The sequence below is a fragment of the Bacillus sp. BSL6 genome (assembly GCF_052928345.1).
On the sequence record NZ_JAVGCW010000002.1, the window covers coordinates 598,601 to 615,298 of the forward strand.

Annotated in this window: 22 protein-coding genes and 1 pseudogene; 3 read left to right on the plus strand and 20 right to left on the minus strand. The window is 33.4% G+C overall.

Translation table 11 applies throughout. The features are described from left to right. Positions 1-266: 266 nt before the first annotated feature. The 16 genes and pseudogenes from RCJ96_RS09310 to RCJ96_RS09385 all read right to left on the minus strand — a co-directional run bounded on the left by RCJ96_RS09310 (position 267) and on the right by RCJ96_RS09385 (position 12,275). Positions 267-428, minus strand: a complete 162-nt coding sequence (locus RCJ96_RS09310; protein ID WP_000073170.1) for a hypothetical protein — start codon at positions 426-428, stop codon at positions 267-269. Between the two features lie 266 nt (positions 429-694). Next, positions 695-820, minus strand: coding sequence for a hypothetical protein (locus tag RCJ96_RS09315; RefSeq protein WP_442866598.1), 126 nt, complete (start codon positions 818-820; stop codon positions 695-697). Positions 821-990: 170 nt separating this feature from the next. Continuing rightward, complete coding sequence (locus RCJ96_RS09320; RefSeq protein WP_000551522.1) at positions 991-1,509, minus strand: SMI1/KNR4 family protein; 519 nt, start codon at positions 1,507-1,509, stop codon at positions 991-993. A 64-nt stretch (positions 1,510-1,573) separates the two neighbouring features. Next, a pseudogene (locus RCJ96_RS09325) lies at positions 1,574-2,421 on the minus strand (hypothetical protein). A gap of 177 nt (positions 2,422-2,598) precedes the next feature. After that, complete coding sequence (locus RCJ96_RS09330; RefSeq protein ID WP_080493759.1) at positions 2,599-3,249, minus strand: hypothetical protein; 651 nt, start codon at positions 3,247-3,249, stop codon at positions 2,599-2,601. 42 nt (positions 3,250-3,291) lie between these two features. Then, a complete protein-coding gene (locus RCJ96_RS09335) occupies positions 3,292-4,047 on the minus strand; it encodes an Imm26 family immunity protein (RefSeq protein WP_416504244.1) in 756 nt (251 codons plus the stop codon). Between the two features lie 164 nt (positions 4,048-4,211). Further along, a complete protein-coding gene (locus RCJ96_RS09340) occupies positions 4,212-4,814 on the minus strand; it encodes a hypothetical protein (RefSeq protein WP_416504245.1) in 603 nt (200 codons plus the stop codon). A 115-nt stretch (positions 4,815-4,929) separates the two neighbouring features. Beyond that, positions 4,930-5,454: a hypothetical protein gene (locus tag RCJ96_RS09345; RefSeq protein WP_001008520.1), complete on the minus strand. Its 525-nt coding sequence runs from the start codon at positions 5,452-5,454 to the stop codon at positions 4,930-4,932. A 43-nt stretch (positions 5,455-5,497) separates the two neighbouring features. Further along, positions 5,498-5,743 carry a hypothetical protein gene (locus RCJ96_RS09350; RefSeq protein WP_000282232.1) on the minus strand — a complete coding sequence of 82 codons (246 nt, stop codon included), beginning with the start codon at positions 5,741-5,743 and terminating at the stop codon, positions 5,498-5,500. A 181-nt stretch (positions 5,744-5,924) separates the two neighbouring features. Next, entirely contained in the window at positions 5,925-6,422 is a 498-nt protein-coding gene (locus RCJ96_RS09355) for a barstar family protein (protein ID WP_446699763.1), read from the minus strand. A gap of 263 nt (positions 6,423-6,685) precedes the next feature. Then, positions 6,686-7,711, minus strand: a complete 1,026-nt coding sequence (locus tag RCJ96_RS09360) for an S-layer homology domain-containing protein (protein ID WP_270795363.1) — start codon at positions 7,709-7,711, stop codon at positions 6,686-6,688. A gap of 89 nt (positions 7,712-7,800) precedes the next feature. Beyond that, entirely contained in the window at positions 7,801-8,052 is a 252-nt protein-coding gene (locus tag RCJ96_RS09365) for a hypothetical protein (RefSeq protein ID WP_074609650.1), read from the minus strand. 112 nt (positions 8,053-8,164) lie between these two features. Beyond that, complete coding sequence (locus RCJ96_RS09370; protein ID WP_416504246.1) at positions 8,165-9,697, minus strand: fatty acid--CoA ligase family protein; 1,533 nt, start codon at positions 9,695-9,697, stop codon at positions 8,165-8,167. Between the two features lie 146 nt (positions 9,698-9,843). Continuing rightward, positions 9,844-10,287, minus strand: coding sequence for a hypothetical protein (locus RCJ96_RS09375; RefSeq protein ID WP_242303936.1), 444 nt, complete (start codon positions 10,285-10,287; stop codon positions 9,844-9,846). A 254-nt stretch (positions 10,288-10,541) separates the two neighbouring features. Continuing rightward, positions 10,542-11,531: a lipoate--protein ligase gene (locus RCJ96_RS09380; RefSeq protein ID WP_000897258.1), complete on the minus strand. Its 990-nt coding sequence runs from the start codon at positions 11,529-11,531 to the stop codon at positions 10,542-10,544. 9 nt (positions 11,532-11,540) lie between these two features. After that, positions 11,541-12,275: an MBL fold metallo-hydrolase gene (locus RCJ96_RS09385; protein WP_000784661.1), complete on the minus strand. Its 735-nt coding sequence runs from the start codon at positions 12,273-12,275 to the stop codon at positions 11,541-11,543. A 180-nt stretch (positions 12,276-12,455) separates the two neighbouring features. On the opposite strand from RCJ96_RS09385, the gene yhfH reads away from it, so the two are divergent. Further along, a complete protein-coding gene (gene yhfH, locus RCJ96_RS09390) occupies positions 12,456-12,584 on the plus strand; it encodes a protein YhfH (RefSeq protein ID WP_000567010.1) in 129 nt (42 codons plus the stop codon). A gap of 39 nt (positions 12,585-12,623) precedes the next feature. On the opposite strand, the gene RCJ96_RS09395 is transcribed toward yhfH, so the two are convergent. After that, complete coding sequence (locus RCJ96_RS09395; protein ID WP_000103718.1) at positions 12,624-13,637, minus strand: LacI family DNA-binding transcriptional regulator; 1,014 nt, start codon at positions 13,635-13,637, stop codon at positions 12,624-12,626. Between the two features lie 197 nt (positions 13,638-13,834). Between RCJ96_RS09395 and RCJ96_RS09400 the strand changes: the two genes are divergently transcribed. Then, on the plus strand, positions 13,835-14,776 hold the full coding sequence (locus RCJ96_RS09400; protein ID WP_001082269.1) for a helix-turn-helix transcriptional regulator: 942 nt from the start codon (positions 13,835-13,837) through the stop codon (positions 14,774-14,776). Between the two features lie 84 nt (positions 14,777-14,860). Further along, positions 14,861-15,364: a DinB family protein gene (locus tag RCJ96_RS09405; RefSeq protein WP_416504247.1), complete on the plus strand. Its 504-nt coding sequence runs from the start codon at positions 14,861-14,863 to the stop codon at positions 15,362-15,364. Between the two features lie 49 nt (positions 15,365-15,413). Here RCJ96_RS09405 and RCJ96_RS09410 read toward each other — a convergent pair whose 3' ends face one another. The 3 genes from RCJ96_RS09410 to RCJ96_RS09420 are packed head-to-tail and all read right to left on the minus strand — an operon-like array spanning position 15,414 to position 16,653. After that, entirely contained in the window at positions 15,414-16,097 is a 684-nt protein-coding gene (locus RCJ96_RS09410; protein ID WP_171484186.1) for a Yip1 family protein, read from the minus strand. 24 nt (positions 16,098-16,121) lie between these two features. Continuing rightward, positions 16,122-16,424 carry a DUF2087 domain-containing protein gene (locus RCJ96_RS09415; RefSeq protein WP_270795373.1) on the minus strand — a complete coding sequence of 101 codons (303 nt, stop codon included), beginning with the start codon at positions 16,422-16,424 and terminating at the stop codon, positions 16,122-16,124. Then, entirely contained in the window at positions 16,417-16,653 is a 237-nt protein-coding gene (locus tag RCJ96_RS09420; protein ID WP_076868305.1) for a hypothetical protein, read from the minus strand. The genes RCJ96_RS09415 and RCJ96_RS09420 overlap by 8 nt, the downstream gene beginning before the upstream one ends. Positions 16,654-16,698 lie beyond the last annotated feature (45 nt).

Consider the following 16,698-nt stretch of genomic DNA (forward strand, 5'->3'; position numbering starts at 1 on the left):
TGGATGGAATAAGAATTTGGTAATTGTAATATATTGCTAATATCTTTTTTTATTAAAGAGTTTGATTTTTTCTGAATAAATTTTGGTTTAGGTAATAGAGCGAGCGCTTTTTTCAACTTACTAATTTGTATAAGTAGAACTAATAGAAAAAGTAACCATATGAAAAATAGTAGAAGATATATAATCATATTAAACGCCTTTCCATCTTTAATTTAATAGGATTCAAAGCTAAGAATTTTATATTCTTAGCTTTGAATTTTACACTTTTAGCAACAACCAACAGCAACAAAACGTCCGTTACCATAATGACGAAGTAATGTGCGACGGCTTGTACCACAATAACTATCATAGTCACAGCCTTCTTCATAATATTGTGGACCAACAACCTCATTTTTCACCCCAAATAATTTTGCTAAAACATTACTCATACTAACAACCCCTTTGTAAAGTATTGGTAATACATTACAAATTTTAACAATAAAAGACAGAATATTCAATATAAATAAAATTTTCTCAAGTTTTTTTAGTTTATAGCACATTAATTATAAAAAGAACCCATTTCACAATTATTTCTTTTCCTATTTGCCAGTTTTTCTAGTAGAGAAGACGTTAAATTACAGCACAGTTATTCAAAAAAATAGTTATAATTCATTTTGAATAGAAAGATTTATAAATTTTCTCAAGTTTTTTCAGTTTATAGCACATTAATTATAAAAAAGAATCTGTTTCGAAATTCCAAAAAAATCCATGATATCTCATTAGGCTTCTCTTCACCTTTATTTTGAAAAACACCATCACAATCATTTAGCCATGCTTCCATCGATTCTAAGTAATCCGCTAATGTTATATTATCCCACTCTTCTTAATTTTCTTTGAAATCTTTTGAAGGTAAAATAAGAATTCTACTAGCTTTTCTTTTGAATCTACACCATCAGCTAAATTGTAAATATCCATATCGTTACTCCTTCTATCGTATACATTCCTTTTCTATTACACTAAACCACGCACCGCTTCTTCTAATAACAAATTCAACCATTCTTCCATCGTTCCTAGGTCTCTTAAAACTTTCTTATTTCTTAAATGTAATTCTAATACTCTATTCTCTTCATTAATAGCATATATTGTGCCTAAATCCATTGAATCTGCAAAGACAAAATATGATTCAGGAATTTTTTTAGAATCATATAATTGTTGAAAACTCTTTAATTCAAACGGTTGAAAATATTCTTCCTCATCAGAAAGACCACCCACTTTCGGCTGCCCTGCTATACGAACTAAATTCGCTAAAAAGCTTCCGTTCATAAGAGATAGTAGATATTTATATGGTTCTGGAAATACAGTTTCCATCTCATCTTCAAATACTTGAATTTCTTCTTTACTAAGAGGCGGATTTATCACATTCATCCAATTAACTTTATCTATATTTCCAAACACCCTAGTTCCAGTTCTTACAGTTTTTGTATCTTTTCCATATACAGGTTCCAGTTTTTTCACAATAATATTGTGCATAATTTCAACTCTTTTCATACAAACTTAACACTCTAATACATTCAGCTTTCTTTCTATTATTTCCTCACATATTAAGTACATCAACATAATACAGCGTATCGTCCGTCTGAAAATACATAACAGATCCGCGGCTATAATAATTAACAAATTGAACCTGCTCCCCTAGCTCATTACGAAGATTCATATCATGCATATGATTATTATTTAAATCATAAACAACCAACTTTTTATCTTGCGTAATAAATACTACTTTATCTTGAGCAACCGCAAAACTTTTCGACCATATTTCCCTAGTTACATATATTTCATTCCACGACGTATGAAATTTTTTATCTTTCATTTGAACTAAAGGAAATTCGGAATAATAATAGAGCCAAACGTCTCCATCTAACACATTTATTGCATAACAATCATCTATATAAGGTATATTATATTTTTCTACATATTGATCATAACTATCAAAAATTAATTGACCTGTAGAATCAAAAGCAACTATACCATTTGCTCCAATTGGGCACTCTCCAAAAATCCCTTCATCACAATAACTAACCCATATATCTTCATTCGCATCAACCTGGCAATCTTGAATCCCTTCTCCGGCATAAAACTTAACATATTCACTTCCGTCCGGATTATAAATAACTGCATTCTCATCTTTATAATTAAATATAAGCAACCCTCTCTCTCCGATTCGTTGCATACATTGAACAGATTCAACATGAATATCCGCATTTAAATTGAAATTACTTATATTCACATTATTTTTATCTAAATAAATCATACAAGGTCGATTCTGATTGTCTTGTACTAGCAAAATTACATTTTGCTTGTAATCTAAACTCATTTTTTAATTTGATAGGCTTCAACAATAGACTTAAAACTTATTAACTCTTTACATACGATCTCTTTCATATAGATGAAAATCCTCTCATTAATTCTAAACATATAAATAAGCGTCAAACTTACTTAATCTTAATAAGTTTGACGCTTACTCTCAATTATTATTTTAACTAATACATTTTAATCTCTTAAAGAAGTGATGCACTTCCTCTTCTCATTCAAATAAACCGTTCAGACCGCGGAACAAACTTAAGTGCTCTGCATGGAAGTTTGTATGATTAGACATTCTTTACATAGATAAAAATATAAAAAACTCTGTCCTATTTGAAAAGTTATTCCTCCTGTAAGTCCCCCTTCATTCCCATAATCCTCTCCGGTCAACATAGCCACATAGTTCATACTTTTCGAGCAACAAGGACACGTTGCCTCTATAAAATCGTCTATGTATAGAGGTGCTCCAAGTATTCTACAAATATAGTCTCTTCCCATCGCATCAAAAGCTTGGTCATTTTCATCTTCATCACAAGGGACATCATATTTCTCCATCGTTATTAATTTCATATCATATTTCGGCAAAGGAACTGGTATCTTATCAATTAATTCATACTTCCAATCAAACATCTCACTTTGAGTAATGGTATGTATAGAACGTTCCATTATATTTATTTTGAAATTTTGTATATCTTCATATAAGGAACAATTTAAACAAGTAATTAACGGCAACTCTCTTAATTCTTCTGTCTTAAGTTCCTCTAATCTCGAATCATTCAAATCAAAGGTAAATATTTGATGCGCTTGTTCATTACATTGCGGACATATAGGAACTTCCCAAGTTGCTCCACCAAAATAATGGCTATATCCCTCTTCCCCGCGAATAACTCTAAATCCTAATTTATTCATGCATTTTCCTCCACTTTATAATACGGATAAAAGTTGCTATCCTCAGTTATACTCAATTATAAAATTTCTATTATCAGATATCTCTTCTACAAACTTTTGTTTCTTTTCTAACTTGTATTCTATGCAGAAATCTATTAAATGAGCAGTAGACCAAGTCACATTTCGAACTGGGTTTTTCCTAGTGTTTTCATTTATTTCTCCCATTATTTTCATATCAACAATAACCTTAAGAGTATAATCGTCAAATACCATTCCATTAAGCATCAATGCTGTCAAAATGTTAGCATTATCGATCTCCTCCTTAGTAGGTACTGTTTTCAAATGCAAATCGAATATAACACATAAAGGAAACACGTCTTCCATCAATTCAACAATTTGTCCGAAAAAATATGTTTCATTTGGTAAAGAGATAGAAAATACATCCCCAGCTTTCCATTTTTGTTTTTTAGGTCGTTTCCAAGATTCAATGAATTGTTTATACTCTCTTTTATTCTCAAATGTAAATTCTTCGTCTATAAGCTTATTCACCAAAATCGCAACTTGTAACATTGTCTTTCCATTTGTTGAATATATCTCTACACAATCGCTCTCTGAATCAAAACGGACTTTACCTTTTATTCCCGCTTCTTTAACTTGATTTCGTATAAAAACCATTGCATCATAATTTGTCTCTAAATCTAAAAGCCCGGCTAAATCCTCAAAAATGATATATTCTTTTGAACTAAAATCCGGTATAAACATACGAATTCTCCCGATTTGTAACGTATAATTTAATTCATTGAATAGTACTGATTCCATTTATTCTCTCCTATAACACTCTAACTGTTTTTCATTGAAACTATTTTCTTCTAATAATAAAACCCTCTCATTGATTCTACACATAAAGGTTGTAAAAAATGCACCCAAAAATTCAGGTGCATTTTCATTCTCAATGTAGAAACTTCATGTTTTGCTGCTTCATTCTAATCCATAATACGTTCTTCCGCATAACAAACAAATACTTGCTTTTCCGAACGTAAAGATACTAAATAATACTCATCTTCAAAATGCCCTACTATATACCCCATTTCCCCCGCCAGTTCAATTGTTTCTTTATTGAAATATACTCTTGTCCGATCAAAATTTATATGTTTTATAATATTCTCTAACTCATTATCGTTTACTTCTTTTTCAGAGAAAAGGAACATGAGGCTCCCTTCCATACATACAGGAGAAATCACATCGAAAATATCAGTTGCAGGATCATACTGGTTTATTAAAATTGTGCTCTTCACAATCGACTTTTTCCAGTTTAACTCTTTTAATTCTTTTTCCCAAATGTAATTTTGCACCTTTGTTAATTCCTCTTGAATCCCTTCACAATTCACTAAAATATATAAATGAAATTTCGACATCATTGTTTTCATAAATTGTTCCATGCTTGTATCAACATCAACTATATATCTATTAATTTTTGATAACAAATTTAAGATTTTATCATTTTCAAAATTATCATGTTCATCTAACACTAGAAAATAGTCGTTCTTTTCTGTTGCAGGTTTGTGTATTTCGATGTATGTGTCCATGTTTTCTCCTTAAAAACAATTTTTATTTACGACTAAATTACCCTGGCATATATAAAGAGAGAAGAGCTTATATTCACTCTTCTCTCTAATATCTTTATCCATCCTTACTCTTTTTCTATATTTCTAAATTGTTACTAGCAATTGTTAATAATGCACCATCATATTGAATAAATGCACACGCCGATGAGGGGACTAATGTAATTTTCGGAACAAAACAATTCCCCATTACATACTCTATAATCTTATTTTGATTTAATTTTTTTAATTTAATATCAACCTTTTCTCCCAAACAAATTATAGCTAACGTGTTTTCTATACTTACACTATAAAATAATTTGATAATATAAAGTACTTCTTTCTTTTGTATAGATTCAAAAACAAAGAAAACATTATCCCTGCCAAAGTCTAGCATCTTATAAAAAATATTTTTAGAATCGACTTCCTTTTTAAAATGTAATATTTCTGATTTACTTACATGTATAATGAATTGACGAATCCTCTGTTGAAAAAGCAAATTCAAATTATCAATATTAAAATCATCATTATTATGTAAATCCGTTTCATATATATCAGTAAAATCATTCACCCGATATATATTACTATCTTCTATACACTGAACTTTTTTGAATTCAAAGTTCATTTTAGTCCTCCTTATTCAGTTCTAAGCTATAAAGCGCAAAGTATTATTCAAGCGAATCTCCAAATATATCAATCCATTCCTCTAAAACTCTACCAAAATCATTAATATTATCCTGTTCATCAAAGCCTTTTTCAATTAACTCATCTGCCAAAATGTCTCTCAACTCATGGATGATTTCAATTTCTAACATACGAAAGTCTTTACAATCTACAATCCATAATAGTTCAGGTGCCTTTCTCCTTACTATCTGCTGCAATAATTCTTTTGTATCCTGCTTAAAATTATACAAGTTGACTTTTCCTTTCTATAAACAACGGCGAACTCCTCAAAGAGATTCCTCTTTTCATCTTATAATACGTTTCAACAATTACTAGCTACATTTTAAAATATTATGAACCTGTAATATTTAGAGGGATAGTTATAAAAAAGCATTGTGATTACTACCACAATGCTTTTTTATAACTGCAAATTTATTTTATAATATCAAATTCAATTATGCCTGTGGACTTAAACCTCTCAATTATATGTTTCTCTTTATTATCTATACAACAAAAAAACACATGAACAGGGGTTGGAAAAGTTATTAACTCCCCATATTCCCTACCTTCTGCCCACTCCATACACGTATCAGACAATATATTTATTAACACTTCAAAATTCTCATTGTCATTCACCAACAATTTATCTGTTTTACTAATCAAAATTACATATTGCTCAGATGTTAACCAACTTAAATCGTTTATACACTCATCAAAAGCATTCCAGTTACCACTGAAATAATCTGGGAAATTCATTTTCTTTGAGAATTCGCTAAATAACCCATTCATATCCATACATTTACTACCATCAATAGATATTAATTGGATATTCTCTTCTATTCTTAAATGTTTAGAATGATTAAATTCATTTATAAATAGTAAATGTATAAATGGAGGAGTTAACGATTTTATTTTATTATCAATTCGCATGATCTTATCATCCTTTTTACGTGGTAATTGAACAAAAGTTTTATAATGATTTTTTGTATAATATGCTTTTCAATTTTGACCAATTACACTCCTTTGCTAGACATACGCACCTGTAAAGTATACATATTGCCGAGGTCCATTTCCACTAATAACGGATTAATATTATCCTCTACACTATCCTATCAATAATTGACACATAAAAAAGCACACAATCCATTCACAAAAGTGAACGTTGTGTGCCTTCATTTCTCATTCTATTTCATTTATTTCTTCAACTTATCCGCCTTCGCAATAAATTGTGCTGCTTCCGCACGGCTTACCGCTTTATCTGGAGCCCAGCCATTATCTGTTCCAATTGAAATCTTTTCTTGGATTAAAATATTGGCATACTTCGCACCCCAATGATTGTTTAAGTCAGCAAATTCTTTCGGTAGTTTTATATTTTCATTTCTTTCTAATTTATATGCATTTACTAACATAGAAGCCATTGATGCACGGTTAATTAACCCGCTCGGATTAAAGTTTCCCTTCTCATCACCTTTTACAATACCCGCTTTTTCTACAGCAGCAATGTATGGAGTTGCCCAGTGATTTTGTGCATCAGGGAATGATGGCTTTGCATCTTTCTTAATTTCTAACCCTAAAACAGTTGCTACTATTTTTGCTGCAGAACTACGATCGATGCTTTCAGCTGGAGCAAATGTACCATCTGGTTTACCGTGCACTGCTTCTTTATCTACTAAATATTGAACTGACTCTTGTGCCCAAGTTGGTACGTCAGAGAATTTAGGCTTCTGTTCCATTGCACTCGCGTCGATTTCAAACTGTACTTGATATGTATGATCATATTTAATTGCTGGAATTAATATATGCATTTGCATATTATATTTTTTCGAAAACTCATCAATTTCAAATTGAACAACTTTCGTACCGTTATTTGCTTTATCTTCAGAAATTACTTTTACATCATGGAATGTTCCTAATTTTTTCGGATCTTCTACTCTAAGATACTGGAAATAGCTACTATCTTGAACTGTTAACGTAACGATTTTTTTATCACCTTGAATCGTTACTTTTGCATTTTTTAAATATGTAGAAGCAACTGATGTATCATTCGTTTGATCTTTATAAGTCTTTAAAATAACGTCATACGTACCATCTGCTAATTTGCTAGCTGCTTTCATTTCTACTACCGCTTCTGCTTTCGCAATCGGTGCCATCATACCGCTAAATGGAACTGCTAACGTTGCTGCTATAACGAATGCATTCATATATTTTTTCTTAATCATTATCAATATGACATCTCCCTTTATATAAATATACTTAACACAACTATCATATTGATAATGATTATCAATGTCAAATAAAAATAATACTATTATTTCCTACATAAGTACGCTTTCCGCTCATTTTTAAAAAGTAAATAATGCGCTGTATGAACTTTCCTTTCCAAATAATCGATAGAATACGTGCTCGATGGATCAACTAAATCACCTATCGCTCCTGAAAGATGATCAATGACTTGCTGCAATATTTCTAAGTTGTTCTTCTCATTTTCAGCATTCATTTCATCCATAATGTCACAAATAAGATACTGCACTCGCCGTAAACGTAATTCCTTCTGTTCCACTTATATCTCCTCCTTATTAGTCATATTACGGTTTAAATATATGGCACCATAGCTTAACCAATGCTAAAAAATAGAAAGGCAACCATCTTCATAAAGATGGTTGCCCCTATATTTAAACTTGCATCGCTTTTTCTCTCAAAGCTCTTCTCAGCAACTTGCCTGTCGTATTCTTCGGCAGTTCTGTTAAAAATTCAATACTCTTTGGTACTTTATATTTTGCTAAATGTAACGCACAGTAATGCATCAGTTCTTCTTCTGTTACGTTCGTTTGTTTCAGAACGACGTACGCTCGCACTGCTTCTCCTAAGTTTTCATCAGGAACACCGATTACGACAACTTCCGCCACTGATTCGTGCATGTACAATACTTCTTCTACTTCACGAGGGTATACGTTATAACCGCCAACTAAGACGATATCCTTTTTACGATCAACGATATAGAAGTAACCTTCTTCATCCATTTTCGCTAAGTCTCCTGTATACAGCCAGCCATCTTTCAATGTCGCAGCTGTATCTTCTGGCGCATTATAGTAACCTTTCATAACGTTAGGCCCGCGAACAATTAATTCCCCAACTGCACCAACAGGTACTTCTTCCCCAAGTTCATTTACAATTTTATTTTCTACATGCCAAATATTTGTACCGATTGACCCTGGCTTACGCGGACGATCTAGTGGATTAAAACAAGTAACTGGTGATGCTTCTGATAAACCGTATCCTTCTGAAACGATAACGTCAAAACGTTTTTCAAAGTTTTGTAGAAGAGCAACAGGCATTGAAGCACCACCTGAAATACAAAGGCGAAGCGTCTTCACATCTTCTGCGCTCGCTTCTTCGAATAAATATAAATAATTGTACATTGTTGGTACGCCGGCAAAAATCGTCGGTTCGTACGTGCGGCAAATACGGAATACTTCTTTCGGACTAAATTTCGGTAACATCAAAATCGTTGCCCCGTTCACAATCGGTGCATTGACCGCCACTGTTAAACAGAATACGTGGAACATTGGCAGTGCTGCAACGACGCGATCATCAGCCGTATATTGTAAATACGACGCCACATCGCTCGCATTACTATATAAATTTTTATGCGTTAACATAGCGCCTTTCGGTTTTCCAGTTGTGCCCGAAGTGTATAGAATAACCGCTACATCTTCTTCATCTAGTTCTGGGCCTTCGTAAGTTACATCTCCAGCCCCTATCATTCCGGTAAACGTTTTCATTTTTTCGGTTTCTGTATGGTTAAAATCTGATGAGGTTTCGCATATGATGATGTTTTCAAGTGAAGGAAGTCTTGTTGTAAGAGATTGTATAACAGGTAGAAGGACGTCGAGTACGATAATTGTTTTTACATCTCCATTTTGTAAAATGTAATGCATTTCGTCTGCTGTATAAATTGGATTAACTGGAATAACAGTTGCTCCCGCTTTCATTGTTCCGTATAAACCGACCAAAAAATGTGGTGAATTTCCAACAACTAATGCAACATTGTCCCCTTTTCCAATGCCCATTTCTGCTAAATTGCTAGAAAACCTTGTGACCATTTTGTTTAATTGGTCATATGAGACCGACTGATCCATAAATATATAAGCCGGTTTATCCCCCTTCTTTTTCGCCGTTTCAGCCAAAGATTGAACGAGATTCACACAAACCCCACCTTTATAAAATTTAGAATATTTAAAAATTCTAAATTAATTATATTAAAAGAAAATTAAAGTGGCAAGTGTTATTCCATTAACTGCATATAAACAGATCACCTCCTCTTCATTTACTTTGGAAGGATAAGGGAATTTCATTTACAAGTAATTTTTGAAACTAGACCAAAAATCATTTTAGGATAATATGCACTCATCTTTTCTCTAAGTTTAGTAAGTTCCTCTTTATTTAACGTCGTATGCTCTCCAAACAAGTTAATCGCGTCCGCTCCATCTTCATGAAAATACACCGTAACATATAGTGCCGGTAACCCTGTATTGTCTTCATCTATTGAAAAGACGACATCTGGTGTCTTATTAACAGTGCTGAATGTTTCATTTCTTTTCCACTTCTTATTTTGAAACATGACTTGTATTTCCTGTATCTTTCGTCTGTTATCTGTATGCGTAAAATATATAACATTATCTTTCGCTGGTTTTCCAATAGATAAAATTGTACGACTTGAGGAAGTTTCATCGTTACAAGCTGCTATTCCAATAACGAAGCTGAGCAATAATACAACGTACATTACTCTTTTCATTTCGATCCGCCTCCTTTTGAATATGTATATTCTTTTATAAGAGGCAGATGTCCTGTGATTTTATCGTATATAAAATTATATCGGCGATTTTTCAGATATATCAGCGCAACTCGAAATATATCAGCGATTTTCCAAATATATCGGTCGTAACCCGGAATATATCAGCGATTTTTTAAATATATCAACTTACCGACAAAACATGACAATCTACGCAAAAAGAAAGAGGCTGCTCGTTACGACAGCCTCCCTTATTTTTAGAAGAACAAATGTAAGAAATCTTCTGTTGTAATATTACCGAAGTAACGTGCGATATCTACGCCTTCTAAAGCTGCAGTGAATGCATCTTTATCAAATTGTACGCCTGTTAGACGTTCTTCAATATCATGCACATCTAGTGAACCGAAGAAGTCACCGTAAATTTTGCATTCTGTTACTGTTCCTTTTTTCACTTCAAGACGAACGTCAACTTGTCCAACTGGGAAGCGGTGTGAATGTTGTAAGTTGAACTTCGGAGATTTTCCGTAGTTCCAGTCCCAATTGCGGTAGCGCTCTTCAGAAAGTTTATGGATTTCTTTCCAATCTTCTTCTGTTAATTCATACGTTGGAATTTCTGTTTCTCCTTCAAAAATTGTTTCTAGAAGAAGTTGTCTAAACTCTTCTGTCGTCATTTCTTCGTTTAGGAATTCTGTAATGTTCGCAACGCGGCTACGGATTGATTTAATTCCTTTTGATTGTATCTTATCCATTTTTACTTTCAGTGCTGATACGACGTGATCGATTTCAGAGTCAAATAGTAACGTACCGTGACTGAACATACGACCTTTCGTTGAGAACTGCGCGTTACCTGAAATTTTTCTGCCTTCAGCTAAAATGTCGTTACGACCACTTAGTTCTGCATTTACGCCTAATTTACCAAGCGCTTTCGTTACAGGCTCTGTGAATTTTTTGAAGTTGCTGAAACTGTCTCCATCATCTTTCGTAATAAAGCTGAAGTTTAAGTTTCCTAAATCATGATATACTGCGCCTCCGCCTGATAGACGACGAACGACATGAATACCTTTTTCTTTTACGTAATCTGCATTAATTTCTTCTACTGTGTTTTGGTTTTTACCAATGATAATCGAAGGTTCATTAATGTAGAACAGTAAATATGTTTCGTTAATATCTAAATTCTTCACACAATATTCTTCAATCGCTAAGTTTATTCTAGGATCTGTAATCCCTTTATTATCAATAAATAACATCGTATCACCTCATGAGTTCCATACGTAGCCACTATGCGCTAACGTAATATGGCCACTGAAAATTTGTTTTGCTTCTGTTACTAAATCAGCTGGATTGCCTGTATGCGGTAAGTGCGTTAATAAAAGTTCTTTTACATTCGCATCTTTCGCAATACTTGCTACTTCTGTACTATTCATATGCCCTGCTTTTGCAGCCTCTTGATGTGCATACATATTACACTCACAAATGAAAAGATCAGCATCTTTTGTGAATGGAATAAATTCAGGAATATAACTGGAATCTGCGCTATATACTACAGCGTCATTACCTGCTGTAATACGCATCGCAAAGCATGTAACAGGATGAACAGTTTTTAAGAATGAGATCGAGAACGGTCCAACTTGAAGTGTTTCTTCTGGATTGTACGCGATTCCTTTCGTATGCGGTTCATGCGTTAAAGAATGGAATCCACTCTCATCAAACGTATGACCGTATATTGGTAGTTCCGGTAGTTGTCCCTTTGTCGCACTCGTAATTAGTCTCGCATATTGCAATACCCCAATGTCTGCAACATGATCGTGATGATAGTGCGAAAGTACAACTGCATCTATATCAGATGGTGTTATATATTTTTGAAGCTGTGCTAGTACACCACTACCACAGTCTACAAGTAAACGAAAACCATCGTGTTCAAACAAATACCCCGACGTTGCTTCTCCCGCTTCTGGAAAGCCGCCCCAAAAGCCGACAACAGTCATTTTCATATGTATCCATCCTTTCTAAAACCGAGTAGAAATGCATGTTTCACTTACATTCTACATTGTTAACTATAATCCATTTCCTAAACTTTTTCATTAATTTTCAATTTTGTTATAAAACAGTTGTTGACTTTTGTTTTTTGTACTAATACAATGATAGTAAGAAATGGAAATGGAGGGATTGACATGATCGATCAACCAATGGAGTTTTTCAGAAATTTACCGACGAAAACTTGTGCGCACTGCGGGAAAGAAATTGATGAGCAACACGAAGCATACCATAATAAATGTGATGACTGCGTTCACGAAGAATAGTAGTTTGTGAACAGAAAAAAACCTAGCAGACATAGTCTACTAGGCTAATAACATCGTATCCTTCATCGTTGAACCTTTCACCAAGAGCTCCAGTTCAAACTCATACAATTCTTTTTTTCGATAATTTTTCGTATGGATTTTATCCATCATCAGGTCGACAACTTTTCGGGCCATCTCATCGATTGGCTGTTCAATTGTCGTAATACCTGGCTCTGTAATCTGTGATAAAATTTGATTATCAAAACCGATAACAGCGAGATCATCTGGAATGCTCCAGTCATGGCGTTTCGCCTCTGAAATAATTCCAGCTGCTACCTCATCGCCTCCTGCCAAAATCGCGGTAGGATTTTTTTTGTCCTTTAATACTTCATGGAATATTCGTTTTCCATCTTCCCAAGAGAAAGCGTTTTCAAGAAAATCAATCGCTTCTACTTGGCGGCTCTTCTCCGTTATTGCACGTAAAAAGCCCATTTTTCGCTGTTGGCTAACCACTTTGGTTTCGTTACCACGGCAAAAAATAAGATTACGATATCCTTGTTCTAACACATGCTTAGCAGCTATGTATGCTCCTTGCGCATGATCAAACTTCACTGTTGGAATATTTGCTTCCTCAATATATTCATTACATAACACGATTGGACCGTGTTGTAAGTATGGCTCTACATCTTCCCACGGATTTTCTAGTGAACATAGAATAATCCCATCTACTTGTTTCGTAGATAATAATTGTAAATACTCCATCTCTTTTTCCGGTAAATATCTTGTTTGACAAATAATCAGTTTATATTTATGTTCAGAAGCAGCAATCTCGATTGCTTCAATAAATCTACTGAAGAAAGGATTTGTAATCCTTGGAACTAGCACCGCAATTGTTTCCGTTTTTTGTTTACGAAGCCTTCTCGCCGCAGAATTAGGAACGAAGCCTAAATGCTTCATTGCTAATTGAACCCTTTTTTTCTTCTCATCTGAAACATATGGATGATTATTAATCACCCTAGAAACCGTTGTCCTTGATAACCCCGCTAATTTCGCCACGTCCTCTATAGTCGACACGAAATTCTCCCCCTTTGCATGAAAACGTTTTCTTAAATTGATTATATAGTATATTATTGGAAACTGCAATACGGCTTCTTATGATTTTACTATATTAATATTATACATAGGGAAAAGTATGTTAATGGGAGGGGAATTTATATTACTTTTAGAAGTTTACAGGAGGCATATTTATTAAAGATAAAAGGAGATATTTCATGAATCGGACCGATCGTTTATTAGCTATATTAATTGAATTACAAAGAAGACAAACTGTTACAGCACAAAGCTTAGCGGAAAAATTTGAGACAAGTATAAGAACGATTTATCGAGATATGGATGCACTTAACGAATCGGGTGTTCCTATTTATTCAATGCCTGGTCACGGTTATTCATTAATGGATGGTTATTTCTTGCCCCCCATTCAGCTTACGCCTGAAGAGGCTGTTACTCTTTTACTAGGCGGTGATTATATCGAGAAAACTTTCACTTCTTCTTTTTCTGTACATGCACGATCAGCAAAAGAGAAACTTGAAATTGTTCTCCCTGCTGATCAACAAAAGAAAGCCCAGGAATTACGAGAAACTTTTCGTTTCCTTTCTCCTATATTTTCACATCAGCAATCTGAACAAGAAAAACTAGAAAATCAACTTCTTCTATTGCAAGAATCTATTCAAAAAGAACAAGCTATCTCTTTTTCTTATCGGAAACCGAGAGAAACTACAAAAATAAAGCGGACCGTTCATCCTTATGGCTTAGTCAATATTTCAGGAATTTGGTACATCGTTGCCCACTGTTTACTTCGAAAACAAATACGCAATTTTCGTTTAGATCGAATGGATACATTACAGCAAGAACAAGAATTCTTTACAAAGCCGAAAGATTTTTCTTTACAAAACTATAAACCTGAAAGCAATCGGACTGTTACGGTTCATTTATTGTTTCCATCTCATATTGCACATAAGATTATTGAGTCCCGCTACTTTTTTATAGATTCATACGAGCATAGAGATAACAGTTTTCACGTTTTTTTGAAATCAAGAAACATAGACGAAGTGTTTCAATGGGTATTGAGCTGGGGGAGCCAAGTGCAAGTACTTGAGCCAAAAATTCTTTCTGAGAAAATCCGTGATGAAGCAAAAAAAATGTTAAAACTTTAATTTCACTACTGACATAATGTTGTCAGTAGCCATCCTTTATATTAGGTATTAACAAATACATTTTTATAAAAAGGGGTTAACAATATGAAGAAATTTGAGGAATTAGCAACGTATTACATAGACGAATTAGAAAGGTACTCTATAGAACAATTTAGGATGAAGCCTTCTAGCGAAGAATGGTCCCTCGGTCAAATGTATAGTCATTTAATTGCCTCTACATATATGCAGTTAGATGCAATTGCGAAATGTAAAACTGAAACACCATCAGCAACTAACAAGAAAACGGACATGGGTGAAAAAGTATATAAACTTGGTGCTTTCCCGGATATACAAATCAAAGTACCAAATCATCCTGGATATACACCTGAAAATCCCTCTAATAAAGAAGAAATACAAAAACGTATGCTAGAATTAATTACAGTTGTTAAAGATATTGAGCCAACACTTTCTTCTATTCCAAGTGATTGTAAAGTAAAGCACCCTGGGCTTGGTTACTTACATGCAGCAGAATGGTTCCAACTTATTTCTATGCATTTTGCACATCATTTACGTCAGAAAGAAAGATTGGAGACAAAAGTTTTAGTGTGAAAAATGAAAAAAAGGTGGTTTCTTCTATTTCCAAACCACCTTTTTATTTCTATCTTTGCGGCTTTGATATTTCCTGCATAAATCCAGCTATACTCGCTAATAAGCTAGTAAAAACGAAAAGTACAATAATAAGAGGAATAAGTTTATCTTTATTTAAATTCGTAATCGTTTTTAAACCTATACCTAATAAAATGTAATACCAAATATTAAATATATCTATTCTTTGAGCGATTGTATGTAGAACCATATTATCCGTTGCTATCGCACCTAAACTTGTATAAGATATCTCATACCCACTTAGAGACAGTGCAATTAATCCGTTTAAAATCATCCCTAATCGCAATACAAATGAAGCATAAATAATTATCGGGAATGTTTCCTTATAGTTAATATCAACCCCAAAAAAAATCATAATATTTTTATAGAATATAGGCGCAAAAAATAAAGCTACGATTCCACTGACTGTAGAAATTCCAAATGTGGTAAAGAAAGTTATGTATTCCGGTACAGTAAATCCCGTTTTATCATGAAACATACTAAGCGCAGGATTGTTTAAAGTATTCCAAGACATTAACGCACTTGAAACTATAATGAATACTATTAAAAGAGCGAGTGGTAAAAATATATTTCTTTGATTCTTCATCCTTTTGAATTGCAGTGTTGGTGAAGTAAACATCCCTAAAATTGATGGTTTCCCTGAAATCTCTTCATGTATAAGACTACTAGCTTGCAAGAAAATCCCCCTTCCTCATTACACTCATAGCTCCTCCCACTTCGTCCAAACTTCTCTCCTATTTATATGGTACATATTATCCTCACGATCCATAAACCCGTGCACAATAAACTCACGCCTAATCGTACAAAAATCATCATGATATTGTTTTATGAATGTATTCATTTCTTTTTCCGTATATTGATTTTCAGCGTTTAATTTGCTAATTAAATGCTCCAACAATACTAGTTTTTTCTTCTTTTGACCTGGAATCGATTTTAAACGGTCCTCTTTATCGAAAAAGTTACGAATGGTCGTATCCCTGAATTTCATTTCACTTTCAGTCATTTTGTTTTCCTCCATCGGTTTTTTCTTTATCATTTTTATTGATTTTTTTACTTAAAAAGTCAATAAAATAATAACCACCCATTAACAGATAGTAGAACGTAAGTATTCCAAATGCATCTCTCATACTTGTATATACTTCTTTATCAAACAATATAGGTGAAAGGGCATAAACAAGAAAAATTATTAGCGGATTTATAATTAAATAAGAAATATGTTTTCTTTTCATCATATCCCCCCCTCTACTCTATGTTTCTCTGTAAATTGTTGTAATTCC